Genomic DNA, 24,825 nt, shown 5'->3' on the forward strand with positions numbered 1-24,825 from the left:
TCATTTGCTGAACTAACCTAGTAAAAGCGCTATATAGAGAGGAAGATTTTTTTGCCTGTGAATTTATTCTATATACCTTATACTTTTTTTATGATTATTGGTCTGATTATTCTCGTTGTAGCTATCAAGTTAATAAAAGGGAATAAAGCCACTAAAAAAATTTTGATTATTTCGATTCCCATCCTTATTTTATTTCAATTTTACTTTTGGAATATAGAATTTAATCATTATGTAAAAAGTTATTTATTCCCAAATAAGACGTTTGAATGTGAATACCTAGAGGAATTTGGTGATATATCTATTCCCCTTCCTGAAAGAACTGTTTTTACAGGAAAAAAAGATAGTTGTTCTCCAAATTATTTAACCTATGTGAATGTTAATGGCTTTAAATCTTTTTATCAGAAAGAGTTAAACACGATGAAAGATAAAGGAAAAATTCAAAAATATAGATACGTTGAAAGAAAAGATGATTTTTGGACTGAAAATAAGGGGTATGTAGTAGAACTACCATCGGGTTCGAAGATTGATGTTTTTTTTCAGAGAAGAGAAGGTGAATCTGGGTTGATTTCAATCGATTATAAAACAAATAAATAACGTTTCCATTAGCCCAACGGACTTAGTTTACAGATGCGACGTTACCTTACGTTGTTGTTGAATCATCGTAATCTGCTATCGCGTTGATCCTCTAATTATACAGAGAAAAGGTGTATTCTCCTCAGCTATCTAGAGGGAATACATCTTTTTCTGTTATACGGAGATTATCAGATGTAGGCTCTAATTAGTGCCGATTAGTGCTCCTTTTTGTGCGAAACTCGTTCACTCTGTATAATAGGAAGAAAGCAATAGGCGCGATGGAGGAGGAATAATGGTGTCTTTACGTCATGACAAAGCGGTTGTACCTGCGCTAAAGATGAAGGAGCTGACTGGCGGTTATAGTCAGAGGAGACCGGTGCTACATGGGGTATCTATTACGGTTAACCCTGGCGAGATGGTCGGTCTAATTGGATTGAATGGTGCCGGAAAAAGTACGGCTATTAAACATATATTAGGGCTTATGGTTCCACAGAGCGGAGAAGTTCGGGTTGCTGGCGTAACTTTAGAGGAGAACCGCGATAAATATCGCTCCTCCACAGCTTATGTACCAGAGCAACCATCCTTGTTCCCTAATCTGACGGTTAAAGAGCACTTGCAATGGACAGCTATGGCTTATAACTTGGAGCAAAGCCTTGCTGTGGCACGGATGGAAGAGCTAGCAGTGACATTCCGGATGACGGAAGCAATGAACTCATTACCTGATACACTCTCCAAAGGAATGAAGCAGAAGGTCATGCTGATGAATGCCCTACTCGTCACTCCTCCTTTACTTATTATTGATGAGCCATTCCTTGGGCTGGATCCCCTCGCAATCCGTGGACTTCTTGCAGCTCTGGAGGAAATACGTGAGAGTGGAAGCGCGATTCTGTTAAGCTCGCATATTCTACCTGCGCTGGAACGCCATGCGAATCGACTAGTTGTCCTACACCGAGGACATACGATAGCAGAAGGCTCGCCACGTGAAGTGAAGGCTCAAGCAGGCTGTATCGGTCCCGAATCTACGCTGGATGATGCTTTCGAGGCGTTGGTTATGGCTGCGGAAGGAGGACATACGCGTGCGTGACCAAGGGCCAGCGGAGCAGCTCGGCTTTATTCGCACTCTTCGCCAAAGTCGCATAGCCGCCTTCCGGAAGGAAATTGTTCCGCATTTCCGATATGTTTTTCAAAGTGGATTTGGGCTATTTGCATCTGCGATATTTTTCACGGTATTGCTATGGTACGTGGATTTTATTAAGGCTGTCCCAGAAAAATGGCCGGCAGATTTAGTAGGAGTAGCATTAATTTCTTTGGCTGTGCTGCGAGCACCGCTTCGTACTTATTTCCGTCCAGCTGATCCTGTATTCCTAATGGCTATGGAAACACGGCTGTTGCAAGCTTACATAAAACCTGCTTTGCAAAATGCGATGTGGACAGCTGTATTTCGTACCTTGGCGATATTTTCGTTGTTTGCGCCAATCTATTTGCGGTCACCTGTAACAGCTAATATTGCGGAAACCCATCCTGTGGCTATCTTAGGAGTGTTATTCGCGATTGTTGCAGCATGTAATGTGTATGCAGGATGGAGAGAACGGAAGTCAGCGGCGCGATCGTGGCGTGTAGGGTTAAAGCTTGCTCGTTGGCTGCTCACAATTGTAATAATTGCAGCTCTATTATTGAAGCCCTTAGTACTCGCGGTTCCACTCATGCTGCTATACATGGTTGTTGTCGTGCTCTTGTGGCGTATCCCTAAACAGCATTCACTTCCTTGGGAGAAGTTAATTGATGAGGAAGCTGCAGTTCGTCGTCGGTGGATGGCATTTCTCGGTTGGTTCGTTGATATCCCAACGGAAGCCTCCAAACCGGCACGTCGTCGATGGATTGCTTGGACTGGAAATTACTTTTTGTGGCAGCATCGTTATTCATGGCATTTTCTATATACAAAAGTGTTTCTTCGTGGGGAAACGTTTGGCTCCCTATGGCGTTGGATCGTCGTATCAGGCGTCATTATAGTTGTTTCGGGGAATGTCCTAGCAAGTGCCGTAATCTATGGAATATCGATTATGATCTGTGGATTACAGCTGAGTGAATTGAGAAGGATTCGGTTTGTTGAAACTGCTGATACGCTCCCAATCGCACCCGAAGGACGTCTCAAAGCAGCAGCAGCTCTTGCACGATTCGCTGGTGTTGGAGCTGCATTACTGCTTGGTATTATCGGAGTATTAACAGCCGGTATAGGAGCGGAGGGGACAAGCTTCATTGAAGCGTTACATCTGGAAATATGGCTGCCATTAATCGCATTTGGTTTGTTATGGAGTGGCTGGTGGATGCCAAGAAAAATAGCTAAATATACCGATGAGGATGAACTGTAGCCCCGGAAAGTAGTTGAGTGTGCGCAGCAGTTCGACGAAACCTAACTGTAGCACCGGAAACCACTCAAAGTGCGCTGCAGTTCGACGAAACCGAACTGCAGCACCGAAAAGTAGCACAATGTGCGCTGCAGTTCGACGAAACCTAACTGCAGCACCGAAAAGTAACTCAAAGTGCGCTGTAGTTCGACGAAACCGAACTGCAGCACCGAAAAGTAGCACAATGTGCGCTGCAGTTCTGCGAAACCTAACTGCAGCACTGAAAAGTAGCTCAAGTGCGCTGTAGTTCGACGAAACCTAACTGCAGCACCGTAAAGTAGCACAAAGTACGCTGCAGTTTGACGAAACCTAACTGCAGCACCGAAAAGTAACTCAAAGTGTGCTGCAGTTCGACGAAACCTAACTGCAGCACCGAAAAGTAACTCAAAGTGCGCTGTAGTTCGACGAAACCGAACTGCAGCAGCCGAAAGTAGCTGAATGTGCGCTGAAGTTCTGCGAAACCTAACTGCAGCACCGGAAAGTAGCAGAGTGTGCGCTGCAGTTCGACGAAACCTAACTGTAGCCCCGTAGCACAATGTGCAACGCAGTGCAGTTAAACCAACCTAACGGAAGATAGAAAAAGGGCAAGCAGAGAAACTTCTCTGCTTGCCCTTTTTACTCAATCCTGTCAACTCGTCTTAAACTTTGCCTTCTTTAACATCAAGCACAGCCTGATGGATTCTGTCGAAGAGATCCTCAAGGTTTACTTCCTCGATACAAGAGAAGGCAACCCGTAGATCTGATGTGCCAAGTGCTATGGTTCCAACCTCGTACGTATTCAGCAAACGCTGACGAACGGCTTCTGCTTCCACATAAAGCAGCTTCAGGCACATGAAGTAGCCGGAATTGAACGGATAGTACGTCCATTCTTCGCCGTATTTACCGCTGTCCAGTAATTGCTTCACTTTGTTAGCGCGACCCTTCATGATATGGAACTTTTCTTCCTTCTGAGCTTCAAATTTATCTGATTTCAAAGCGTGAAGGATAAAAGTTTGAGAAGGGTGAGGTCCGCTAGAAATCGTGGCGCGGATAATCCCGACTGTCTTCTGTTCCAGGGCGGATAGACTTGCTTCGGTAAGACCACCGTAAGTAATAAAGCCAACGCGGAAGCCCCATACGTATTCTTCCTTCGTAGCGCCGTCAACTTTAACAGCTAGCACTCGTTCATGCATTCCACTCAGATGACCGAACAGCGATTCCTGCAAGGAATCCTCAAAAAATAGTCCGAAGTATGCATCGTCTGTCACCACGACAACATTAATGCCTGCTTCAGCCGCATCGCGGATGGCAGCAACAATTTCAAGGCCTTCTTCTAGGCTAGGGGTGTAGCCGGTTGGATTAATTGGGAAGTTAAGCAGCACTATGGCTTTACCGCGTTCCTTCTGAGCTAAAAGGGAATCACGTAGGCCAGCTGAGTTAAAACGATTATCGGAATTGTATAGAGGGTAGTAAACCATCTCCGCACCACGACGAATGCCAAAGGTGAGCTCATAGTTTTCCCAATTCTTATCAGGTACAATAACCGCATCACCAACATCAGCAAATAAATCGGATACGATGCTGAGGCCATGAGTGAGTGCGTTCGTGACAACGGGTAAGCTTATATTTTTACCAGCAATAGATGGATTTTCAACGAGCATTTTGTCGCGCCAAACGGTGCGGAGCTCTGCTTTTCCTGCTGGAGGTGCATATTCGTAAATGTCCTTAGGATCGTAAGCGGATAAAGTCTCTTGAATAACATCCAAATGCATCGGCTTGCCATTCTCGGTCGCAATGCCGATTGTGGCGTTATAGAGCTTTGCCTTTTGTTTAGCCTCAGCGGATTGGCTCAAAATACCAAGCTTAGGCATATAAATGGCTTTTCCTAGACCGGAGAGCATCTGTGCAACATGCGGATTGTCTTTAGTAAGCGTTTCGTTCAATTGCTGTGCAAGTGGGTTCATGACTTTCATCCTTCCAATTTTCATTAGCTGTTATTATACACCATTGAAACTTAAGCGTCATTGATATCGATGCGATTCATTAGAAAACACTGAAAATTCCAGTAAATCCTAGTTAGAACTTCATCGGGGACGAGTATTGAGCTGACGTTGACAAGTAAAAAGATCCAATTTAGACTTAAATGACTAGTCCATTTCGAGAGCGGTGAGAACAATGAGTTCGCCTTTTGCTTATACCGCTAAGCTGAATGAATGCGGCAGTATCCATATGGCACTATACTTGGCTATTCGAGAAGCAATAACGGAGGGGAAGCTTTCTCCGGGGGAGAGATTACCTTCAACTCGAAAGCTTGCTGATTTGTACCAAATATCCCGTGGGAGCGTTAGCGTTGCCTATGAGATGCTGACTGCTGAAGGCTTCGTTCAGGCTGGTGTGGGTCAAGGTACTTTTGTCGCGGGATGTGGAGATGATGAGGTTGGAAACCGAGCGGAACAACTAAACACATCTCAGGTGGCTCCGGTATTAACGAACTGGGGAAGTCGCTTAATGGCGCAACAGCTGGCCAAGCCCTTAGTCCATAACCCCGAGAGGGGTAATCAAGCAGAAATGCTTTCTTTTGTCCCAGAAGGGGTAGGTAGGGGATGGTTCCCTTGGATGGAATGGAAGGCAGAGGTTGCCCAGCAGTGGAAAAGCTTCGGGAGATCGCGGAACAATAGCAATCAATCTACGGAAGGTAGCTTGTTGCTTCGTCAGGCGATCGCTAATCGCTTACGCAGGGAAAGAGGGATTACTTGCGATGCTGAGGAAGTCATCATTACAGCAGGCTCTATGCAAGCCATCACGCTTCTGACCCAGTTGCTTATAGAGGAAGGGAAGAAGGTTGTGATTGAGAACCCTTGTTATCCTGGAATTCAGCATGCAGTTAACGTATCAGGAGCAAGTGTGATCGCTCAGTCTATCGATGGTAACGGTATCGTACCACAGGATTGGGATGCGCAGCTTCTGTTCGTCACACCAGCCCGGCAATTCCCGACCGGTGTCGTGCTTAGTTACGAGCGACGTCGTGCGTTATTGTCTTGGGCTTCGAGGCGCAATGCATGGATAATTGAAGATGATTACGATAGTGATTTTCGCTGGGGCGGGCGTCCGATTGAGCCGTTGAAAGCATTGGATCGAGAAGGCAGAGTCATCTATATCGGATCGTTCTCTCGTTCGATGAGTGTTGGCGTTCGAATTGGGTATGCGGTCGTTCCGAAGCCGCTTATTGAACCGTTCCAATTCGCGAAGAAGCTGTATGATCCCTATCCGACTGGAATTGCGGAGCAGCAAGCCTTAGCCAGCTGGATGTCGGGAGGCGGGTATGACCGATATATGCGTCGAATGCGCAGAATTTATGGGAAGCTGGAAAACAAACTAAGACTAGGCCTGCAACAGGAGCTAGGTGGATTATTCGAAGTCATTCCAGCGGATGCAGGATTGCATGTATACGCCAAATGGATGAAAACAACAGAGGAATATGGACACTTAGCTCAGGAATGTGCTAGAAGAGGCGTGACATGGAGAGACGGAGCAATGTATGATACTCGTCATAGGAATACGACTAGTCCGGTCCAACCTTCAGCCGTATTCGGCTTTGCACATTTAGATGTAGAACAGATCGAGTATGGAATATATCTGATATCCCAGTGTGCACAATCATTAGGATGGATTAAATTTAACGAAGGGCAAGGAGGAACAGTTCATGCTTAATCTAGCACCGTCATCGCTCGTACTGCTATCATTTTTTGCCAAAATTTCTTGCGAGCCGGGATGGAAGTGGCAGAAACGAGAGAAACCGTTAGCTAACTACGATATTTTCTATGTATGGAGCGGGGAAGGAGAGCTGTTCCTCAACGGGAAACCATATACTCTGGGCAAAGGGAGCTGTTTTCTTTTCCGGCCCGGTGATCATACAAGCGCTACTCATAATCCTCAAAAACCACTTGTCCTCACCTACATTCATTTCGATACGTCAGAGCGAGTATCCCTGGTTCCTGAACCATATAGACAATTAGAGGATACATTCGATTTTGAGCAATTGCTCGCTAGATATGTACGTTTGTTTCTCGTTCGTACCTATGCCGCAGAGGAAGAAGCCCAACTGATTCTGAAGCAACTGCTTATCCATCTTCTTCGTCAAGATCGAGATGAGCCTGTTGAACGTAAAGTGAGCAATCAGCTTACGGAAAGCATTCACGAGGTGGCCAACTACATCCAGCAGCATCCCGGTATTGTTCATCGTGTGGATGATTTGGGCAAACGGGCAGGACTGTCTTCCAGATATTTTTCCATCAAGTTTAAAGAGCTTATCGGTATATCCGTACAAACTTATATGATCCGCACACGAATCGAGCGTGCTCAACATTTGCTCATGCATGCGGGGATGAATGTGACGGAGGTCGCAGATGCGCTAGGATATCGGGATATTTTCTTCTTCAGCCGACAGTTCAAGCAGTATACAGGAAAAAGCCCCTCAGAAATTCGTTGAGGGATAAACAAAAAAACTCGTCCTAAGGCACAGGTTTGCTGCCAGCAGGACGAGTTTTTTTTATGCTTGATTCCGTACAATAAGTGTTCCGAGCTTCTCACCCATGAGAACCTTATCACCTGTCTTCAGGTCAGAGCGAGGCTGAAATGTGCCATCTTCTGTGAGAAGGACAATGGTTGAGCCGAATTCGAAGTACGCAAGCTCGTCCCCACGTGCTAATTTCTTGGGCATAGGCTCCACGTATTTAATGCTGCTTACGTTTAGTGCACCAACCTTAACGACGGCTGCTTCTCCAATATCGTTACGAATATAAGTGACTAACCTTTCGTTGCGAGAAAGCACACGTCGCATAGAGGTAAGACCAAATTCATTAACAGGATACACACGCCCGGGAATATGTTCTGATTCTACGATATCGCCTTCACATGGAGAGTGAATACGATGATAATCCGTCGGACTCAAGTAGAGCACCCAGAAATATCCGTTTAAATATTGGGTTAGCCGAGGTGAGCTATTGAGTAGCTCCTCGATCGTGTAATCCTGGCCTTTGACCTCGAGCATCAATCCATCTTTGATGACACCGCAGCCAGTAATTCTTGCATCTACAGGACTGACTAAGGAGCCTGCAGAAGTATCAATAGGTCGTTTACCTGGTTTAAGTCTGCGTGTGAAAAAATCATTGAGAGAACGATAGTCCTCCAGCCTTTTCTCCGCGTCTTCTACTGGAATCTTGTACATCGCAGCGAAGCGGGGAATCCACCGGCGGCTGAGGGAGGATTTAGCGAATCGTCCCGTAATTCGGGACACGAATTTGCGTGAGGACAGCTCCGTCATCATGCGCAGCAGCGAGCGTTTCATGCAGCCGAGCACTCCTTTTGTCATAAAATACATTCCCGTGAATTGTGACACATCGGTGGACAAAGTGCAATAGTAGTAAATTATAGAGTAGATGTTCATGCTGAAATTCATGATGATGCCGTGTCGGTTTATGCTCAATCCGTATATGATGTGAGGATAGATTTGCAAGGAGGATAGGACGATGCTAACAGCGGCTTTCGTTACTCCAGGAGCATACCCGATTCCATCCTCGATGGGGGGATCGGTTGAACGTGTTGTGGAGAAGGTTGTGCCCGAACTTCAACCGCATGTCAATGCGAGAATATACGGAAGAGTTGGAAAACGGTTAGCCGCAAGAGGAAGCTTAAACGGAATACCGATAGAGAGATTTTCGGGAACAAATAAAGCAAGGTACTTCAAGCTTGTATGTGGCAGGCTGGCGAAATTTCGACCAGATGTTATTCAAGTTGAGAACCGTCCCCTGTGGGTTCCTCGATTGAAGCGATCTTTCCCTCATAGCCGTATAGGGCTGAATTTACATTCCACTACATTCATTAACGCTCCTTATATGAGTAGACTACACAGGAAAAGGTGCTTACTGGCTGCTGATTATATTCAAGTGAACAGCGAATATCTCCGTGCTTATGTTCAGAAGCAGGTTCCAGAAGTAGCTGGAAAAATCAAGGTCAACCATTTAGGGGTAGATGTTGTCAGATTTGCGGGAAGATCTACACCCGATGGAGCCAGAATGCGCGAAGAACTGCGGGTCAAGCGAGGTTGGGGGACTCGACCTATTGTGCTATATGTAGGTCGACTAGTCCCACAGAAAGGTGTGCATCACCTTCTGGCTACACTACCTGCTCTTATTGCCAAAGCTCCTGATGTATTAGTTGTTATCGTCGGAAGTGCATTGTACGGCTCACATCGTAAGACGGGATACGTTAGGCGACTTCACAAACAAGCTAAGCGTTGGCGGGAGCATGTTCATTTCGAACCCTATGTTCCCCACTTTGAAATTCCAAATTGGTTTGCAATGGCGGATATGGCTGTCGTACCTTCTGTTGGGCGAGAGGCATTCGGGTTGGTTAATCTTGAAGCAATGGCAGCAGAGCTTCCCGTTATCGCAACGAAAGCTGGAGGATTGAGGGAGATCGTTGTGGATGGTTCAACCGGCTTCCTAATTTCCTCAGAATCCCCAATTATTGTTTCAGAGCTTGCAGCTCGTATTGGTTTTCTGCTAGACAATGAGGTTGTGCGTATGGAGATGGGACGTAACGGGAGAGCTAGGGTTTTGAATCACTTTCTATGGCAGCATACAGCGGAGAGATGGGTCAGGTTTCATCAGGAGTAACCTATATTTGCAATAGAAAAGCTTGTTCCCGAAGCCGATTTGGCCAAGGAACAAGCTTTGATTTTTCTGGCAATCGATGGAGGATACAATTAACCCGAGAAAGTGCGGTACAGCAAGTATATATTTAAGCCCATGATGATGACGGCAATGAACCATGCCAAGATGTTTAGCCACATCGGATTGACGAATTGTCCCATCTTCTTCTTACTGCTTGTAAATTGCACAAGAGGCACGACGGCGAAGGACAGCTGGAAGGAGAGGATGACCTGACTAAGAATGAGCAGATCCATCGTTCCTTTGTCGCCATAGAGGGCTGTTACGATAACTGCTGGAATAATGGCAATCATTCTCGTAATCAATCTACGAAGCCAAGGGGCTAGCCGAATGTTTAGAAATCCTTCCATGACGATCTGTCCAGCTAATGTTCCCGTTAAAGTAGAATTTTGACCAGAGGCTAGCAAGGCAACTCCAAACAGAATTGCTGCCAAGGAAGTCCCAAGCATTGGTGCAAGCAGGTGATAAGCTTCCCCAATCTCAGCTACATCTGTCCGTCCGGCGGTATGGAATACAGCTGCAGCAATAATGAGTATAGCTGCATTGATGAACAAAGCGAAGAATAAGGCGATCGTCGAATCCCAAGTAGAAAATCGGATTGCTTGCTTTTTCCCGAGTGCGGTTTGCTCAAATTGGCGTGTCTGCACGATTGAAGAATGTAAGTACAGATTGTGTGGCATCACGGTCGCGCCAATGATTCCAATCGCAATATATAGCATTTCCGGATTTTTAATAATTTCTGTTGTAGGAACAAACCCTTGGAATACGTCTCCCATGTTCGGAGTAGACCAGATAAGCTCAAAGGCGAAGCATAAGCCAATTGTAGCGATTAAAGCGATAATCATTGCTTCGAGATATCGGAATCCTTTGTTCTGTAATAAGAGGATGATTAGAACGTCTAAAGCGGTCAAAATAACGCCGTAAAGTATCGGAATGCCAAATAACAGGTTTAAAGCGATGGCAGCACCGATTACTTCTGCTAGATCACAGGCTGCAATAGCAAGCTCGCATAAGATCCATAATCCGAAATTAACCGGCTTGCTATAATGATCACTGCAGGCTTGTGCTAAATCCCTTCCGGTTACAATTCCTAACTTACCTGATAAAGCTTGCAGGACAATGGCCATCAGGTTCGATATCATGATGACGGATAGTAAAGTATATCCGAATTGCGAGCCTCCAGCCAGATCAGTCGCCCAGTTACCCGGATCCATATAACCAACGGCAACCATATATCCTGGGCCAGCAAAAGCTAGAAACTTACGGAAGGTTGATCCATTTTTAGGGATTTTGACAGAGCGGAAAGCTTCAGGTAACGTGGTTTGAGTTCGTTCGCGCCTCCAGCCGCTAGTAGGAATGGTTTCAGCTGTTTGGGTCGTGGTTTCTGAGTCGGCTATCGCAAGATCTTTGTTCATGGTTGATCACCTCAATTTGCTTGTGTTGAGTATGGCAATAATTTTGGCGTTAACGACATTAATTTTCCCTATGGCAACATTTTATTTGTAATTAATATACGCCCGAAGTTGGGAAAAGTAAACGGGTATTTTCATGATACGATGTGAAAGGGTTCACATTATAAAAGACGAAGGCACCGTGTAAATGGCACCATCGTCTATATATGATTATGTTAATATTTTATCGGATTTCAGCTTGAAATCACTCATGATCTCATCCCATGCGCGGTCGGATCCTTTCCAATCTGCCCCCCGTGACACAGAGACTGAGCAAATATTAGGAAGCCCCCAATCCTCGTGCCTCACTTCTTGATTGAGAATCATGTTGTTAACAATGAGGAGACGGAATTTACCGGGTATGATCTTATTTAATGCGGTATACAGCTGGTGCGCCTCCATCTTGGTTGTGTCGATTCTGACCAAGCAAATGGGACCTCTTTTCGCGGCTGAAAATAAGGCTTTGACACGACGATCTATGGTTTGTTTGAAATCGGGGTAAGCATCGCTCCAGCGGTATATCAATGGGAAATCGTGATAAGAAATGATGTCATAGCCATTATCTCTAACTATGTAGTGTTCGGGCTCCCTTCCAATAACCTGGAGTTGATTAAATTCCATAAGTCCATTAAATTGATTACGGATTAGACGGGTCACATTCGGAACGGAACGTGAGATAAACCAATCCAATGGTCCGGCAAATTTCCTCAAATTGAGCCTTCTTAACTGATAAGCGGTTTGACAGGTTGCCCCCAAGCTAACAAATGCCTCGTACGCACCCGCACAGTCATTCCATTTCATCCCATTCACTCCTCGACTTTTTCTGGATCAGGTGGCGACAATTTTTATCAGTATATATAGGTGATGATAGGCGCGTCACGGCTACATGCACCCATTTATGATGAGAAGCCCAAATCAGGGGGAAATGACAGACGAGGTGTTCATTCTTGAAAAACTAAAAAAACGTAACGCCCGGAATTGGATTTTCGGGCGTTACGTTTTTTCGTATGAGTTGTCTTGGATGGGTGTCAGCTATGTTCTAAATGCTGCAAGGTTTGCAAGAAGATTTGTTCGATATGGGAATCATCCAGGGAGTAAAAGACGGTTTTACCACTTTTTCTGCGCTTAACCATTCTCATATTCCTTAAATACCGAAGCTGATGCGAGACCGCCGATTGCCCCATTTCTAACAATACGGATAAATCATGAACGCAGAGCTCCTGATGTAGGAGGGCACCGATCAGCTTAATTCTTGTAGGATCACCCAACGCTTTGAACAACTCGGCAAGCCGTTCTGCTGATGGATCATTAATCATACGTGACTTGATTTCCGGCAATGGGATATTAGAATGGGTACAACCTATATCAGAATGCTCGAGCATTTGCTTATCCATGATTAAGCTCCCTTATCACATGTTACAACTGTCCCACTATTATAACGCAACTGGTTAACTACGGAAATATAGCCAGAGATGTAATTGTGATAGGGAAAGTCGCCCAACCTCGTGACGTGCCTATGGGTGAATGCATATGATACTTAAGATTTCGATGATCAGGAAGGAGAGGGACATGAAAAAGAAACGGGCAAGTAAGACACCCAAATCGCGCCGGCCGCTTTATTACGTCGACAATCCAAATAATCTCGAGCTGAAATGGCTAGATGATATGCAAAAGTCGAAGGCCAATCAGATTTCCGTTCACGGATCGGCTGCTCTAGCACAGCAACCTGCAAAACAAACTGCAGACCAAGCTGAAAGCAAACAAGGGCGCGTAAACGGAAACGCCAAATCGGGTGGTGGAAGTCTCTCGCAATCGGTACCGAATACTGTGACTAAAGAAAGCGTGGCTCCGGTAACCACAATATCGTTGTCCTCAGAATTTGTCTCAACGACAGATGAAGCGGAGGAAATTATAGCGATCGCAACAGCCCTTCCTCAAGCTATTGAATTACCTGTGGTGGATGCAATTCCGGATATTGTGGCCGTTGTTGAATCGATGCAATCTGAAAACCTGCAATTAACGGATACTTTGGTTGCGATGTTGAATGATGAAGTATCTGAATCTGAGTCTCTTGTGGTGAATGTTGTGGAAGAGCCATCGGATAAAGAAGCTCGCCACTCCAGGCTGGAAGAGAAACGGATGCCTTCGCGTCCTGCTCCAATCGTATATACGGATGATATCGCGGATGAAGCGATCACTGGAGAGAAGCTGGCTCCGTTTGCGATTAATGCTATGCATTTGGCGGCAGATTCCGTAGCAACGAATTCACTTGCGGATTTTTCCGTTACGGCTATCAAACTGGCTGACGGCTCTGTAACCTCATCGAAGATTGCTCCAGAATCCATAGTTGGGGATCATTTAACCAAAAATTCGATTTCTGGACAGAAGATTCGCGATCGATCGATCACAGGCGAGAAGTTACGGGATGGTAGTGTCTCTTCGGCAAAACTCGCCGACAGAACGATCAGTTCAGACAAAATTGCTGAAGGATCCATACAGTCCAAGCATTTAAACCTATCGATCATAACTTCGGAATTGCTGCAAGACCAGATCATCACCTCAGAAAAAATCCGCAGCGGCTCTATCCGCAGTGAGAATTTGGCAAATGAAAGCATCGATACATCCAAATTGGCGGATGGCTCCGTAACTACTTCCAAGCTGCGTGATGGCGCAGTATCTAAGGACAAAGTAGCACGGGGTGCGATCGAAACACAGCATCTAACAGAGGGCCTTGTTCTTGCAGATCATGTAGCCTTGGGCGTGTTGCAGGGAAAGCATTTGGCTCCGCGCGCCGTGGCGGCGGAGCATCTCGTGGACGGAACCGTCGGTACACGCGAATTAGCCGATCGATCCGTATCGGGAAGCAAGCTAATGGTCGGCACGGTACAATCCGAGCATCTGCAAGCAGCAGCGGTAAAAGAAGATCATCTCGAAAACGAGGCCGTAAAGACTAGGCATCTGACGGATGAGGCGATAACGGCGTCTAAGTTAGCTGATCAATCCGTTACTACGCTTAAGCTTGTGGATCAAGCAGTCACCTCTACAAAAATTGCGGATCAAAGTATCGTCTCAGGCAAAATAGCTGATGAGGCAGTACAGACAAGACATGTGGCCAAAGGTAGTGTTGTTTCCGATAAGTTAGCAGACAGAATCGTTGAATCGCGACATTTAGCGGATAATTCTATAGAAACCAAGCATGTGTCTGCACAAGCGATCAGAAGAGAGCATTTGAAGGAAGGATTGATCGGCGCTGGGCAGCTCGCGAAAGATGCGGTGCAATCTCAGCATTTATCTGATGGAGCGATCGGGAGCTCTAAGCTATCGGATGGAGCGGTTAACTCCTCCAAGCTCGGAGAATTGTCGGTTGGAAGCCGACATTTGGAACTGGCATCTGTAAAAACCGAACATTTGTCTGCGGAAAGCATAACATCTGAGCAGCTAGCTGCAGGTCTGCTGAAACCGCACCACTTCGGACCAGAATCAGTCATGGGTGGCTCATTGTCAATGGACTCCGTTGATAGTCGCCATATTAGGCAAGGGGCAGTAGAGTCGATTCATCTAGGGAACGGATCGGTCAGTACGGCTGCACTGCAAATCGAAGCCGTAACCGAAAAAAATATCTCTCCAGGAGCTGTTGGGGAACGCCAGCTTGGCATACGGGCGGTTTTTTCGCATCATCTTACCGATCATTTAATTACATCCTTAAAACTATCCCCTGAGTCTGTCTCGACGGATAAATTAGCGGATTTGGCGATTACTTCCGCGAAGCTTGCGGATGACAGTGTTACTTCTGCGAAGCTGTCTGATAACGCGGTTTACGAAAAGGCCATACAGGACGGAGCAGTAACCACTAGGTCGTTAGCGGAGGGCGTCGTTGCTTCTAAGCATCTGAAGCCTAAAATCATTAAGCAAACCCATCTTACAGATGGGGCAGTAACTACTTCGATATTGGAGAATGGCTCTGTTACTACAGATAAGATCGGTGAGGGTTCGGTCCAAGCGAATCATTTGGCCTCTAACACGGTTGCAAGCCGACACTTAGCGGAACAAGCGGTCCTAGGAGTACATTTAGCGGAGAAAAGTATCCATGAGAATCATCTTAATGATGACATCGTAACGTTTAGAAAACTATCGGCTAATAGTGTCGATAGCAGCAAGCTGCAAGGAGGTTCCGTAAAGGAGTCTCATATTAGTGACAAAGCCATTTCGTCCGTTCATCTGCAATCCGATTTAATTGATGCGATCCATATCCGAGAAGGCGTCGTTGGGGCTGCACATTTGGCAAAAGGAAGCGTCCAAGAAGCTTCTATTGCGAAGGGGGCAATTACTTCGGCTAAGTTGGCTGAGGAAAGCGTGACATCCAAGAAATTGGCTTCTCTTAGCGTAGGCACCGAGCATCTGCAAATCGAAAGCATCAGCGGCAAACACTTGAAATCAGAAGCCGTACATGGCTTTCATTTACGTAAAGGCACGGTGTCCGTTTCCCACCTTGCACCCGATTTACTTGATTTAGCGAAGAACGGGGAACGTCGTATCGATTCCGAAAGATTAGAGCCGAATGCGGTCAGCGCGGTTCACCTGAAGGATAAATCGATCACTGAGGATAAGCTCGTTGACGGATTAATCACTAATTCAAAGCTATCGGATGGGAGTGTAACCTCGGAAAAGCTGTTAGATAATAGTATATCGACGGTTAAACTCAAAGATGGCTCAGTAACGACGAATAAGGTAAATGACCTCGCGATTACTTCAGAGAAGCTCGCATTTGGCAGTGTAGGAACAAGCCAATTGGGGTTAAGCTCGGTAACGGAAGATAGACTCGCGGACCAATGTATAACGGATGCTAAGCTGCATGAAGGTGCTGTAACGACCGAGAAGCTGGCTAAGCGAAGTGTGGGTACGGAACAATTGGCAGAAGGCTCAGTGACCGTGAGTATTCTCGCGGATGATAGTGTTACTGCACAAAAGCTGCTTAACGGTGCGGTAACATCGGAGAAGCTCGCGGATGGAAACGTAGGAACGAAGCAGATGGCACTTGGCTCAGTGACTACGGATATTCTGGGAGACGGAAGTGTAATAGCAGCCAAAGTACTTGACGGTGCGATTACCAACGAGAAGCTGGCGAACGGGAGTATTACAACCGATAAGCTCCTTAACGGAGTCATAACGACGGATAAGCTAGCCGCAAGTAGTGTTGGAACGAGTCAACTGGTATTGGACTCGGTGACGACAGAAATATTGGCTGATCGCAGTGTAACGAGTGAGAAACTGAAGGATGGCGTTGTGACCGCGGATAAGATAGCTGCGGGAAGCGTCGGACTAGTGCAGTTAGTCCTCAGTTCCGTGACGTCGGATATACTTGGGGACGGAAGTGTGACGACTTCGAAGCTGCAAGATGGATCAGTTACCTCAGAGAAGCTGGCACAAAGCAGCATCGGAACGATTCAACTCATCGATGGATCCGTGACAGCGGATATATTAGCCGAGGGAAGCGTAAGTGGAGCGAAGCTAGCGGATGGAGCCATAACAACCGATAAGCTCATTGATGGAGTGATAACGACCGACAAGCTTGCGGGTAGTAGCGTCGGAACAAGCCAATTGGTGTTGGAATCCGTGACATCGGACATTTTGGCTGATGGAAGTGTAACGGGTGAGAAACTAAGGGATGGCGTTGTAACCGCGGATAAGATTGCTGCTGGAAGTGTCGGGCCGTTGCAATTAGCACTAAGCTCTGTGACATCGGTAATACTGGAGGACGGAAGTGTAACTGCCTCGAAGCTGCAAGATGGATCGGTCACGTCGGAAAAGCTGGCACAAAGCAGTATTGGAACGATCCATCTCATCGACAGTTCGGTGACCTCGAATATACTAGCCGAGGGTAGCGTAGTCGGAGCGAAGCTGGCGGATAGAGCAATAACATCTGATAAGTTAGCTATTCGTAGCATCGGAACGGATCAATTATCCGTGGGTTCTGTAACCGAGGAAATTCTTGGAGACGGAAGCGTGACATCGGCGAAGCTCATGGATGGTGTCATTACGACCGATAAGCTAGCAGGTGGCAGTGTTGGGACCAGTCAAATCTCGATAAGTTCGGTAACAACAGACCTAATGGCTGACGGAAGCGTGACGACAGTAAAGCTGCTTGATGGAGCTGTAACTTCGGATAAGGTTGCGGTCGGCACCATAGGCACGACTCAACTCGCCGAGGGGTCGGTGACCGAGTCGATACTGGCTGATGCAAGCATTACAGGTGCAAAATTGTTAGATGGCGTAGTGTCGTCAGAGAAGCTTGCGGAAAGCAGTGTCATAACGAAGCATCTTGCTGATGGTTCAGTGACGAATACGAAGTTAGCATTTGGTGCCGTGACGGTAGAAAATCTCTCTGACCCCTTAGCCCAGTATATATCTTTCGTTGGAGAGCAAATTTCCGAGGAACGAATCATGAATGGTGCTGTCAGCGCAGAGAAATTGGCTTTGGGATCGGTTGGAACGGAACAACTAGCTGACGGGTCAATCACGAGCGACAAGCTGAGTGATGGAAGTGTCGGAGCGAGCCAACTAGCGGTAGGAGCGATTAACGCGGAGAAAATTTCCGCAAGAAGCATTAGTTCCACTCATATCATTCCGCGCTCGATTCTTGGCTATCATCTTGGGGAACAAACGATAACTACCAGCCATCTTAAGCCACAATCCGTTACGGAATTATTGCTCGTGGATGGTAGCGTAAGTAGCTCCAAACTTTCCGTTGAACTGCAACAAAAGCTTGAGCGATTGCAACAGCCACAAATGGTTGTTACTGATCCAACTGAATCACATAAGGGACTTGAAGCTGGCAGCGTAACAAGCGAACATCTGGTGGATGGAAGCGTGGGTGGAGCTAAGCTAGAAGCGGGCAGCATAACAGGCGAACATCTGGTGGATGGAAGCGTGGGCGGAGCTAAGCTAGAAGCTAGCAGCATAACAGGCGAACATCTGGTGGATGGAAGTGTGGGTGGAGCTAAGCTAGAAGCTAGCAGCATAACAGGCGAACATCTAGTGGATGGAAGTGTGGGTGGAGCTAAGCTAGAAGCTAGCAGCATAACAGGCGAACATCTAGTGGATGGAAGTGTGGGTGGAGCTAAGCTAGAAGCTGGGAGCGTAACAGGCAAGCATCTTGTAGATGGAAGTGTGGGTGGAGCTAAGCTAGAAGCTAGCAGCATAACAGGCGAACATCTAGTGGATGGAAGTGTGGGTGGAGCTAAGCTTTCATTTCTTCCCGTAGTGGCACAGCTACCAGGTGTTGGATTGTTATTCGGAAATCAGGAGTACGCTTTCCACGGTGGGATGGAGTCCATGCATTTAAGCGTACAATTCTCTTCGCCATTCGTGGATGATTCTTATACGTTGATCGCAATGTCGGATCACCCTTCCTGTAGTTGTATCCTCGGAAGTAAGAGTCCGCAAGGAGCCGAGCTCATCATCTTACGAACTCGCGTAGGGCCAGAGCCCAGAGGGCAAATACAATGGATTGCTCTTGGTAATGTTGCGCCAGGGTGAGGAATAGTACGAGAAATCGTTAGTAGAGAAGGTTCGATTGAAGTTCATTTAAGTCACCATTTCTCGTCATGAACGATTGCAGCCCACATCCGTAAGGATGTAGGCTGTTTTTTGTTATGTGATTAGAGAATGCTAGTTTATTCTTTCCAGAATCTCGTCTTGCGAAGACTCTCGATCATGACTGTACGTAAGCCGTTGCGAAAGGACACGTTACACATACAATGTCATGTATACCGTTGCCGAGCCTGAGGGGGTGAATAGATTGGCGAACAAAATCGGTAGAAGCGGGTTTCGCTCCCATAAGTCGTTGTTTGCGAGAAGCGGGCGTAAAATACCGTATAGGAGACCAGTTTCCATAAACGAACAAGATTTTTTTCGGTCCTCCGTCGAATCAAGCTCTATTCCATACGTATCCGTTATTATCCCAGTCATGAATGAGCGAAGAACGCTAGGAAGGGTTATTCGGGAAGCCTTCAGGGTTCATCCTCAAGTTGAGGTTATCGTGGTTGTGAATGGATCGACAGATGGCTCGCTGAACATTGCAAGGAAAAGCGGTGCCAAAGTGCTTGTCTATGATCGCCCACTGGGTCACGATGTTGGCAGGTCAATCGGTGCAAGGGAAGCAAAGGGTAATGTAATGCTGTTCATTGATGCCGACATGGTCATTTCCGCCACTAAGCTTAAAGCTTTCGTCCATGCTATCGCTCAGGGGACTGATATAGCGCTCAACGATTATTCAGGTCCAGTTAACAAAAGGATTGTCCACGGTGTTGTCCTTGCCAAGCATACATTAAATACGCTGCTCGGGCGCCCCGATCTGAAAGGCTCTTCGATGACGGCCATCCCCCATGCTATTAGCCGGAAAGCACTCTCAGTCGTAGGTTCCCAAGCACTGGCTGTGCCTCCAATGGCGCATACAATGGCTATTCGAGAAGGGCTAAAGGTCGAGCGGGTAATTCCGATTAACGTTGGCTTGTTAAATCCAGTACGCACGAAGAGAGAGCGTAAAAATTCTTTGGAGCCGCTTATCGTGGGTGACCATCTGGAAGCGATTCAATGGTGGCTAAGTAAAACGGATTTCAGGGGCGGTTATGATGACGGAGTACGTCAAAGATGGGTTGTGAGATACCTAGGCTCCTAACTACAAGGAGGAATTGCAGTGAAGGCTGTCATACTGGCAGGTGGAACGGGAACGCGCCTTAAACCGCTAACCTACTGGACGAATAAGCATTTGTTACCGGTCGGATCGTATCCCATGATCTGTTATGGAGTAACGAAATTACGAGATGCCGGTATTCGAGATATCATTATCGTAACCAACCGGGCGGCGCTGGGGAGCTTTGCGGAAGTTCTCGGTAGCGGCCGGGATTGGGGTGTGTCTATCATGTACCGAGTACAAGAGGAAGCTGGAGGTATTGCTCAGGCTTTGGAGTTGGCACGTCCCATCCTATCTCCGAAGGAAAAGTTTGTTGTGCTCCTTGGCGATAATTTGTTCGAGGAAAGCCTACGACCAAGCTACGAACAATTTATGAATCAGCCTGAAGGTGCGATGGTACTACTTAAAAAAGTCGAAGACCCTCGCCGTTATGGCGTTCCTAAGTTGGATGCAACAAGCGGGCGGATTATACTCATCGAGGAGAAGCCTGAGCGACCGTTATCCGACTATTGCGTAACAGGCATTTATTTTTACGATACCGAAGTATTCGATTTGATCGGTGGAATCAAACCTTCTCGGAGAGGGGAGCTAGAGATTACGGATGTTAACAATGCATATGCACAGAGTGGACGCCTTGCCTATCTGGAGATGACAGGATGGTGGACGGATGCGGGCACATTCGAATCTTTGGAAGCTGCTGGCAGGAAATTGAACGGGACAATCGCTTGATCTATTATGTTGCGCAGCAACACGCTCGTAATCATTAGTACCCTAAGGAGGTGGGTGGATGGCAGCGACAAGGATAAAAGTAGTACGTATGAAACGTCGAAAGTCTTCTCGGTCTGATCCGAAGAGATCTAGGATCAAGCTCCGACGCAGACAGCCTGTTCCTCCTCAGAGAGCAGATATTCGTCAAATCCGTTATCGTGAAGGGTACGAAGAAGGGTATTGTGAAGGGGTACATTCTGGGATTCAGAAGTTCCCGACAATATTCGAGGGAACGAGCATCGTCATCCCAACCTATAATCAGTTAAATATGCTTAAGCAATGTATCGATAGCATTATTGCAAATACGGATATCCCCTACGAGATCATCATTGTGGATAATGCGTCAATGGATGGTACTGCTGCCTATTTGAAGGAGTTGCGAGGGCAAGTACGGTTTCATATCCTGGAAAAAAACCACGGATTTGCTGGCGCGATCAATAAGGGAATGATGATGGCCAAAGGTCGCACCATTTTGTTACTTAATAATGACACGTTGGTTACCGAAAACTGGCTAAATAATCTGCTCATTTGCTTGAATAGCGATGAAGGAATTGGAATGGTCGGACCCATTACCAATTATATAAGCGGAGAACAGCAGATTAACGTTCCCTATGAGGATATAGCAGATATGCCGAAATTTGCTCGCGAGAACAACCAGTCAGACCCTTCGCGTTGGCGTCGGATTGATCGGCTAACCGGATTTTGTTTATTGTTCCGCAGGGAACTGTTCGAGGGAATTGGGTATTTCGACGAAGGCTTTGAGATCGGAAATTTCGAGGATGATGATTATAATATCCGCGTACGTTTTCTCGGCAAAAGTCTAGTGATGGCACAGGATACTTTTATTCATCACTTCGGTAGTGTAAGTATGAAGGCATTAGGAGATCGTTTCCAAGAAGTAAACTCTCGGAACGAGTTTTATTTTTTGGAGAAGTGGCGTAATCCTTATGACTGGATTCATCACGTACGTAAGCATGTTGATCTACAACAGGGTCCGCTAGCCCATTCGGCACATTTCTATCCAGAGCATGTGATCGTTCATGCAATTGGAGCGAATTATTATTGGATAGAACAAGGAAAGCGGAGGTTGGTGGAAGGAGTATTAACAGTGCCCAGTGTTCGGGTGTCACAGATTGACCTTCGTCGCTGGCCACTAGCAGAGCCTATCAACGCCGAGGAGGTTGAACGACGTTGGAGAGGTGTAGCGGATGAAAACGGTAGGGAGTCTGGGATTTTTATACTTTCAGATGGGAGAATCTATCACATGGAAGACGGTAAAGCAAGATGCGTAATCGGTTCGGCAGTTATGCAGGCATGGAATCTTCATCTAAAGCCGATTAAGGCGCTAGCATCGGAAATGCTAGACCAATGGGTTCAAGGACTTCCAGTGATTTCACCACCAATACTACATCAGGTTCTATGATTAAATAATGCTGTCTTAACTGGAGCTCTCTTCGAGAGCTGCAGATGAGGCAGCATTTATTATGACCTCCAAACTCTGTGTTGATTTGCTGTAATCGGGAATTGGATCAGATTAAGAAGCGACTACTACGAGGGGGATGTTGATTCAGTGGCAAGCGCAGAATGGCGGCATATGCTGTATGTGAATAGATGTTTGCATACATGAATGATGTGAATCATATTTCGTTGAGGGATGGAGGATGCGTCAATCATGCAGGAGTTGTTAACTGAGATCGTTGTTCATTTGTCCAAATCACATCAGCATATGGCCAGGATTTTGGATGCAAAGAGGCATGTGGCCGTGCGCATGGCACATTTGGTTCAGATGTTGCCGGATGAAAATCCTCAATTTACCGATCTTGACGGGATATTGAATAGTTCATCTAACGTAACGAAAAATGTGGTTTCATATTTAAACAGTCTTGCAGATTTTCAGGAAGCCGTCGCGGACAGCTTGACTAATGTCGTGAAAGCGATGGGAACTCCCGAAGACGAAGAATAAAGGTTTTTATGGAAAGGGGGGAAGAGGGTTGAGCCGAGAGGAAGCCTATCAAGTTACACTAGAAGCCATTGCAAAGATGCAATGGAATGTAGCTTTGATTTTGGAAGCAAAAGCGATTGAGGCCGAGAAGGTTCGTAATTGGCTTTGTACCCATATTGCGAATGGTACCTACCCAGACCATAGTGATCAATTGTCTACTAGTTTGCAGTTTAATGAACAGAATATCGAGGTCATAGAAGGGTTAACCAAGCTTTGCAACGGCCTAAGCCGCAATATGAAAGTCATAATTAATCCGGACAATAATGATTCGGATAGTATGGCTTCCATGTTCGGAGGAATGGGCTCTGGAGATCAAGACTGATGAACCGGCTGCAGCGGGAATGGGAGATAAAGCTTCAGCTTATGGGTGCTATATCTAGAAGCCAAGAAGCTTTGGCGAAAATATTGGAAAATGTAGCTGATGTAACGGATGCTGCTGGTGTATCTCCGGCAACTCTTCATGAGCATGTTCGTGTGTTGACTGGTATGCAGGGAGCTTTGCTACGAACGGTATCTGGAACAAGCTGGCGTCCACCGATTCAAGGGAGGCCAGCTTCTCCTTGGCTATCTGATAGGATAAAGCCAAGTCATCGGAACACTGGAGGTGTCTCGGATTGAAGAGTAAATTGCGAACATCACGTGCGGTTAAACGGGGAAGAAAAAAGACGGGTTCAAGCCGAAGCACCAAGAAAACAGGGAAGAATATCAGCCGTGGGAAATCGCGATCTTATAAAGGGAAGCTTCGCTCCCGGAAGGTTCTGACCCGCCGTCAACAAAGAGGGAAAAGAAGAAGGCAGGCTGGAGGAAGCGGTTCAGCTTACAATGAGGGCTTTAATCAGACATATAACGTAGGGTACGACGCAGGCTTCTCGCAAGGGTTTGAGGATGGTCATCAAATCGCGTATGAGCAACAGATTTGATCGTTCAATATGCAAACAGAACGAGGCTGCCGACATGGATCGGCAGCCTCGTTAACAATACACTTAAGCTCTGGTGACGGTTAGGTTAAAAAATCCATCCTTCACTATCATGTTATATACGAAACCATTAATGATGAACTTTTGCGAAAGGGCTTTACTTGATTTATTATTAGGGAGGTCCCGAATCCAGTCCTGTATTTTACTAGTATCGGCGTCAATACCTTTAGGATCAAGTGTGTATAGGATACCGGTACTTATAAGAATGTGTCCCATTCTTGCATCTAAGGTTGCACTCATACCGGCTTCATCTGCCTCTTTAATTTCCTGTTGTGTAGGGAACGCCATCTTTTGTCGCACCGTAATACTCCTAAGGCTTTTATCGGCATTGATTGCCCCGGTGAGCGTACCGTTATAGAGATTCGCGACTAGCGTATCGGACCCATCGACTTTTTTGATTGTATATTGATCTATCGTCATTTGATCAAACACTTCTTTGGGCTTGTTGTACTCTTTTATGAATGCCGATGCACTACTGTATATTTTTTTCTTGTCTGTGCTGTCGATTTGCAGATACTTATTAACGGCTAGATCATAATAAGCTTGTGTAGCATCTAGCATATCAGGGTTACCCGATAGCTTAGTTGTTTTCATTTGCATATTCGTCAATTGCGCGTAATAATTCTTTTGCTTGGCATCGTATTGTGCTTTAGTTATCTTTTTGCCCAAAAAGGTATAGCTGTCTCCGCTCTCATCACTCTGTGTATGTGTGCTAATCTCTGTTGTTGTAAGGGTCGCGCCCGCTAATTGGACGATATACTCACCGCAAGTCCCGTTTGATGCACCACTTATACAGTCACGGGCAATGACTCTGTACTTACCTGTTTTCTTTTCTTTAAATAATTGAAAATCGGCAAATCCAAGCTTTCCTGCTTCGCTCTGACCTGGTCCCTTTAAAGTTAGCGTCTGGATCTTTTCTTTTTTGAAGGAGTAAGCTGTCGCGATGTGATTACTCAACCGGTACGATGATCCAGTGAATAACTCTGGCACACCGTCCCGGTCGATATCAAACAAGGCTATTTCGCTATCTTGGCCCCAATTGTCTGAATGGATATAGTTAAGTATTTTGGTTTTATAAGCCTGTTTCCAACCTGCCGTTTGCTGTGCTGCATGTACTGTCACGTTTGAATTAAGCAATAAACATAAAAAAACAACTAGACCCATTACTCTTTTCATTTGTTGAATCCTCCACGTTGATTGTTTGGTTTGTTTGTTACAAGAAAATTCTACCACTCCATCTACGAATA

The 24,825-nt window shown here is 46.2% G+C and carries 20 protein-coding genes; 14 read left to right on the forward strand and 6 right to left on the reverse strand.

Translation table 11 applies throughout. The features are described 5' to 3' along the window. Positions 1-51: 51 nt before the first annotated feature. From M1K58_RS15990 to M1K58_RS16000, 3 genes are all read left to right on the forward strand, one after another. Complete coding sequence (locus tag M1K58_RS15990; RefSeq protein WP_256759853.1) at positions 52-594, forward strand: hypothetical protein; 543 nt, start codon at positions 52-54, stop codon at positions 592-594. Between the two features lie 271 nt (positions 595-865). Next, positions 866-1,657, forward strand: a complete 792-nt coding sequence (locus M1K58_RS15995; protein WP_256759854.1) for an ABC transporter ATP-binding protein — start codon at positions 866-868, stop codon at positions 1,655-1,657. After that, a complete protein-coding gene (locus M1K58_RS16000; protein ID WP_256759855.1) occupies positions 1,650-2,942 on the forward strand; it encodes an ABC transporter permease in 1,293 nt (430 codons plus the stop codon). Before M1K58_RS15995 ends, M1K58_RS16000 begins: the two co-directional genes overlap by 8 nt. Positions 2,943-3,616: 674 nt before the next feature. Here the strand turns inward: M1K58_RS16000 and M1K58_RS16005 are convergent. Further along, positions 3,617-4,921 (reverse strand): aminotransferase class I/II-fold pyridoxal phosphate-dependent enzyme, encoded by a 1,305-nt coding sequence (locus M1K58_RS16005; protein WP_256759856.1) that lies wholly within the window; start codon positions 4,919-4,921, stop codon positions 3,617-3,619. A 211-nt stretch (positions 4,922-5,132) separates the two neighbouring features. Between M1K58_RS16005 and pdxR the strand changes: the two genes are divergently transcribed. Together pdxR and M1K58_RS16015 are read left to right on the forward strand one after the other, a co-directional pair. Next, complete coding sequence (gene pdxR / locus M1K58_RS16010) at positions 5,133-6,668, forward strand: MocR-like pyridoxine biosynthesis transcription factor PdxR (RefSeq protein ID WP_256759857.1); 1,536 nt, start codon at positions 5,133-5,135, stop codon at positions 6,666-6,668. Next, positions 6,661-7,446, forward strand: coding sequence for a helix-turn-helix domain-containing protein (locus M1K58_RS16015; protein ID WP_256759858.1), 786 nt, complete (start codon positions 6,661-6,663; stop codon positions 7,444-7,446). Before pdxR ends, M1K58_RS16015 begins: the two co-directional genes overlap by 8 nt. A 60-nt stretch (positions 7,447-7,506) precedes the next feature. Here the strand turns inward: M1K58_RS16015 and asd are convergent, their stop codons facing one another. Then, complete coding sequence (asd, locus tag M1K58_RS16020; protein WP_256759859.1) at positions 7,507-8,304, reverse strand: archaetidylserine decarboxylase; 798 nt, start codon at positions 8,302-8,304, stop codon at positions 7,507-7,509. Between the two features lie 181 nt (positions 8,305-8,485). On the opposite strand from asd, the gene M1K58_RS16025 reads away from it, so the two are divergent. Continuing rightward, on the forward strand, positions 8,486-9,634 hold the full coding sequence (locus M1K58_RS16025) for a glycosyltransferase family 4 protein (RefSeq protein WP_256759860.1): 1,149 nt from the start codon (positions 8,486-8,488) through the stop codon (positions 9,632-9,634). Positions 9,635-9,723: 89 nt separating this feature from the next. Here the strand turns inward: M1K58_RS16025 and M1K58_RS16030 are convergent, their stop codons facing one another. The 3 genes from M1K58_RS16030 to M1K58_RS16040 all read right to left on the reverse strand — a co-directional run bounded on the left by M1K58_RS16030 (position 9,724) and on the right by M1K58_RS16040 (position 12,533). Continuing rightward, positions 9,724-11,103, reverse strand: a complete 1,380-nt coding sequence (locus tag M1K58_RS16030) for an Nramp family divalent metal transporter (RefSeq protein WP_256759861.1) — start codon at positions 11,101-11,103, stop codon at positions 9,724-9,726. Between the two features lie 207 nt (positions 11,104-11,310). Next, positions 11,311-11,940: a DUF1796 family putative cysteine peptidase gene (locus M1K58_RS16035; RefSeq protein ID WP_256759862.1), complete on the reverse strand. Its 630-nt coding sequence runs from the start codon at positions 11,938-11,940 to the stop codon at positions 11,311-11,313. Positions 11,941-12,167: 227 nt separating this feature from the next. Beyond that, positions 12,168-12,533 (reverse strand): ArsR/SmtB family transcription factor, encoded by a 366-nt coding sequence (locus M1K58_RS16040; protein WP_372339173.1) that lies wholly within the window; start codon positions 12,531-12,533, stop codon positions 12,168-12,170. Between the two features lie 175 nt (positions 12,534-12,708). On the opposite strand from M1K58_RS16040, the gene M1K58_RS16045 reads away from it, so the two are divergent. The 8 genes from M1K58_RS16045 (at position 12,709) to M1K58_RS16080 (ending at position 23,521) form a co-directional block, all read left to right on the forward strand. Then, positions 12,709-18,675 (forward strand): WIAG-tail domain, encoded by a 5,967-nt coding sequence (locus M1K58_RS16045; protein ID WP_256759863.1) that lies wholly within the window; start codon positions 12,709-12,711, stop codon positions 18,673-18,675. Positions 18,676-18,937: 262 nt separating this feature from the next. After that, positions 18,938-19,816, forward strand: coding sequence for a glycosyltransferase family 2 protein (locus tag M1K58_RS16050; RefSeq protein WP_256759864.1), 879 nt, complete (start codon positions 18,938-18,940; stop codon positions 19,814-19,816). An 18-nt stretch (positions 19,817-19,834) separates the two neighbouring features. Beyond that, positions 19,835-20,560 (forward strand): sugar phosphate nucleotidyltransferase, encoded by a 726-nt coding sequence (locus M1K58_RS16055; protein ID WP_256759865.1) that lies wholly within the window; start codon positions 19,835-19,837, stop codon positions 20,558-20,560. A 58-nt stretch (positions 20,561-20,618) separates the two neighbouring features. Next, positions 20,619-22,022, forward strand: a complete 1,404-nt coding sequence (locus tag M1K58_RS16060; protein ID WP_256759866.1) for a glycosyltransferase family 2 protein — start codon at positions 20,619-20,621, stop codon at positions 22,020-22,022. Positions 22,023-22,271: 249 nt separating this feature from the next. Beyond that, entirely contained in the window at positions 22,272-22,562 is a 291-nt protein-coding gene (locus M1K58_RS16065; RefSeq protein ID WP_256759867.1) for a nucleoside-diphosphate sugar epimerase, read from the forward strand. A gap of 28 nt (positions 22,563-22,590) precedes the next feature. After that, positions 22,591-22,923 (forward strand): alpha-helical endospore appendage domain-containing protein, encoded by a 333-nt coding sequence (locus M1K58_RS16070; protein ID WP_256759868.1) that lies wholly within the window; start codon positions 22,591-22,593, stop codon positions 22,921-22,923. Then, positions 22,923-23,219, forward strand: a complete 297-nt coding sequence (locus M1K58_RS16075; protein ID WP_256759869.1) for a hypothetical protein — start codon at positions 22,923-22,925, stop codon at positions 23,217-23,219. Before M1K58_RS16070 ends, M1K58_RS16075 begins: the two co-directional genes overlap by 1 nt. Further along, a complete protein-coding gene (locus tag M1K58_RS16080; protein ID WP_256759870.1) occupies positions 23,216-23,521 on the forward strand; it encodes a hypothetical protein in 306 nt (101 codons plus the stop codon). Before M1K58_RS16075 ends, M1K58_RS16080 begins: the two co-directional genes overlap by 4 nt. A gap of 63 nt (positions 23,522-23,584) precedes the next feature. Here M1K58_RS16080 and M1K58_RS16085 read toward each other — a convergent pair whose 3' ends face one another. Beyond that, positions 23,585-24,754: a hypothetical protein gene (locus M1K58_RS16085; RefSeq protein WP_256759871.1), complete on the reverse strand. Its 1,170-nt coding sequence runs from the start codon at positions 24,752-24,754 to the stop codon at positions 23,585-23,587. Between the last annotated feature and the right edge of the window lie 71 nt (positions 24,755-24,825).

This window comes from Cohnella sp. WQ 127256 (assembly GCF_024519285.1).
GTDB lineage: Bacteria > Bacillota > Bacilli > Paenibacillales > Paenibacillaceae > Cohnella.

Excerpts from the sequence above, each read along its gene's own strand:
- M1K58_RS15995 (WP_256759854.1), top strand. The coding sequence starts at position 866 with ATGGTGTCTTTACGTCATGACAAAGCGGTTGTACCTGCGCTAAAGATG.
- M1K58_RS16005 (WP_256759856.1), bottom strand. The coding sequence starts at position 4,921 with ATGAACCCACTTGCACAGCAATTGAACGAAACGCTTACTAAAGACAAT.
- pdxR (WP_256759857.1), top strand. The coding sequence starts at position 5,133 with ATGAGTTCGCCTTTTGCTTATACCGCTAAGCTGAATGAATGCGGCAGT.
- M1K58_RS16015 (WP_256759858.1), top strand. The coding sequence starts at position 6,661 with ATGCTTAATCTAGCACCGTCATCGCTCGTACTGCTATCATTTTTTGCC.
- asd (WP_256759859.1), bottom strand. The coding sequence starts at position 8,304 with ATGAAACGCTCGCTGCTGCGCATGATGACGGAGCTGTCCTCACGCAAA.
- M1K58_RS16025 (WP_256759860.1), top strand. The coding sequence starts at position 8,486 with ATGCTAACAGCGGCTTTCGTTACTCCAGGAGCATACCCGATTCCATCC.
- M1K58_RS16030 (WP_256759861.1), bottom strand. The coding sequence starts at position 11,103 with ATGAACAAAGATCTTGCGATAGCCGACTCAGAAACCACGACCCAAACA.
- M1K58_RS16035 (WP_256759862.1), bottom strand. The coding sequence starts at position 11,940 with ATGAAATGGAATGACTGTGCGGGTGCGTACGAGGCATTTGTTAGCTTG.
- M1K58_RS16040 (WP_372339173.1), bottom strand. The coding sequence starts at position 12,533 with ATGGATAAGCAAATGCTCGAGCATTCTGATATAGGTTGTACCCATTCT.
- M1K58_RS16045 (WP_256759863.1), top strand. The coding sequence starts at position 12,709 with ATGAAAAAGAAACGGGCAAGTAAGACACCCAAATCGCGCCGGCCGCTT.
- M1K58_RS16060 (WP_256759866.1), top strand. The coding sequence starts at position 20,619 with ATGGCAGCGACAAGGATAAAAGTAGTACGTATGAAACGTCGAAAGTCT.
- M1K58_RS16065 (WP_256759867.1), top strand. The coding sequence starts at position 22,272 with ATGCAGGAGTTGTTAACTGAGATCGTTGTTCATTTGTCCAAATCACAT.
- M1K58_RS16075 (WP_256759869.1), top strand. The coding sequence starts at position 22,923 with ATGAACCGGCTGCAGCGGGAATGGGAGATAAAGCTTCAGCTTATGGGT.
- M1K58_RS16085 (WP_256759871.1), bottom strand. The coding sequence starts at position 24,754 with ATGAAAAGAGTAATGGGTCTAGTTGTTTTTTTATGTTTATTGCTTAAT.